Raw genomic sequence first — 2,634 nt, forward strand, 5'->3', positions numbered from 1 at the left:
GAAGAAGTACTTAAAACTAAAAGCTAAAAACTAAAAACTAAAAGGTTATGTGTTACGGATAAACAAGAAGAAGTACTTAAAACTAAAAGCTAAAAACTAAAAACTAAAAGGTTATGTGTTACGGATAGACAAGAAGAAGTACTTAAAACTAAAAGCTAAAAACTAAAAACTAAAAGGTTATGTGTTACGGATAAACAAGAAGAAGTACTTAAAACTAAAAGCTAAAAACTAAAAACTAAAAGGTTATGTGTTACGGATAAACAAGAAGAAGTACTTAAAACTAAAAACTAAAAGTTATGTGTTAAGAATAAACAGATAAACAAATAAATAAATAAACAGTCTTCAGTAAGCAGTCTATGCTTTGTGCTTGCCTGAATAGGGTTGACTTTTTTTGTTAATTTTTCTCTGCGTTTCTGCGACTCTGCGTTTAAACAAATAAACAAATAACCAAATCCTCCTTCGCTAAAGCTACGGAGGAGAATCTAAGCAGATAAACAAATAACACTATTGTTGATTTAGTCATATTTGTTGGCTTAGTGCAAAATATTTATTTATTTTTGACAGCTTAAAAAAAGCAAATTAAATGTTCAAAAAAATACCTCATACTTATGCAATCGTTTTTTACATTGTTGTAATTTCTGCAGTTTTGACTTGGGTAATCCCAGGAGGTGAATATGTTAAGAAAACAGTTAATGAAAACGGAATAGAAAAAACAGAAGTAATTTTTCAACGAACCGATAGCAATCCTCAAACTTGGCAAATCTTCGGTGCTTTGTTCAAAGGGTTTGAAAGACAATCAGGTATAATCGTTTTTATACTAATGATAGGTGGTGCATTCTGGATTATGAACAATAGCAAAGCTCTTGATGTTGGAATTTTTTCTTTTATCAAATTCACCAAGAAGCTTGAAAAAATAAAAATATTAAAAAAAATAGGTGTGCATAATATTGTTATCACACTAATAATGTTGATGTTCTCTTTGTTCGGGGCTGTTTTTGGAATGAGTGAAGAAACAATTGCTTTTATCATAATTCTTGTGCCACTTGCAATTTCTATGGGTTATGATTCTATCGTTGGAGTGTGTATGGTTTTTGTAGCGGCAGGATTAGGATTTGCAGGAGCTATTTTAAATCCGTTTACAATTGGTATTGCTCAGGGAATTGCCGAATTACCTCTTTTTTCCGGCTTCGAGTACAGAGTATTTTGCTGGGTGGTAATTAGTGTTATAGGAATAGCTTATGTTCTTCGCTATGCTGCCAAAGTTAAAAAAAATCCTAAAATATCAGTAGTTTACGAAGAAGATGAATACTGGCGAAAACGTGGTAATTCAGATATGGAATCTATAAAATATTTTACTCCCAAAATCGCTTGGGGAGTGTATGGATTTTTATTGATTTCACTAATAATATTTTCATTTTTATATTCTATGACAACAATGAAAATCGGGGATCCTTCTTCGGGTTCAGGAACAGCTTTTACCATTCCCATAATTCCAATTATCACAGGGCTTTTTGCTTTAACAGGAATTATTACTCTAAGAAAATCAGCTCATTTTTTTGTCCTTAGTTTATTGCTTTATACTATTGTTTTTCTTATTGTTGGAGTAATGGGATACGAATGGTACATTATGAAAATAGCAACACTGTTTTTTGCAATGGGGATTTTTTCAGGAATTGCAATGAAAAATGATGGCAATGAAATAGTAAAATTATTTTTAGATGGTGTAAAAGATATTATGTCGGCAGCATTAATCGTTGGTTTGGCTGGTGGAATAATAATTATCCTTGAAGATGGAAAAGTTATAGATACAATTCTTTATGTTTTATCAAAATCAATGAATAATCTTGGAGATATTGCATCGGTAAGCATTATGTATTTAATACAAACATTAATAAATGTAGTTATTCCTTCAGGCTCAGCAAAGGCTGCTCTTACAATGCCTATTATGGCTCCTTTTTCTGACCTTATTGGAATTTCAAGACAATCAACAGTTATGGCTTTTCAGTTTGGTGATGGATTTACAAATATGATAACTCCTACCTCGGGAGTGTTACTCGGAGTGCTAAGTGTGGCAAAAATTCCTTATCAAAAATGGCTGAAATGGATTACTCCTTTTATGATAATTTTGATGATTCTTGGCTTACTTCTCCTTATTCCAACAGTGATTATTCCTTTGAGTGGGTTTTAATGAGTTAAAAACTAAAAGTTAAAAACTAAAAACTAAAACCCAAGCAAAAAGTATTTCAAAAGCTTTCAAATAAACAAATAAACAGTCTCCAGTAAGCAGTCCGCAGTCTTCAGTAAGCAGTCTGTGCTTGTCTGAATAGGGGTGACTTTTTTGTTACCTTTTCCTCTGCGTTTCTGCGACTCTGCGTTTAAACAAATAAACAAGAAGAAGTACTTAAAACTAAAAACTAAAAACTAAAAACTAAAAGGTTATGTGTTACGGATAAACAAGAAGAAGTACTTAAAACTAAAAACTAAAAATTAAAAGTTAAAACCCAAGCAAAAAGTATCTCAAAAGCTTTCAAATAAACAAATAACCAAATAAACAGATAACCAAATAAACAGATAACCAAATCCTCCTTCGCTAAAGCTACGGAGGAGAATCTAACCAGATAAAAAAATCACCAG

Annotated in this window: 1 protein-coding gene; it reads left to right on the forward strand. The window is 31.4% G+C overall.

The genetic code is table 11. From position 1 onward, the window contains the following. Positions 1-583: 583 nt before the first annotated feature. A complete protein-coding gene (locus U9R42_09075; GenBank protein MEA3496171.1) occupies positions 584-2,188 on the forward strand; it encodes an AbgT family transporter in 1,605 nt (534 codons plus the stop codon). The last annotated feature ends 446 nt before the right edge of the window (positions 2,189-2,634 follow it).

The sequence above is a fragment of the Bacteroidota bacterium genome, assembly GCA_034723125.1.
Taxonomy (GTDB): Bacteria; Bacteroidota; Bacteroidia; order CAILMK01; family JAAYUY01; genus JAYEOP01.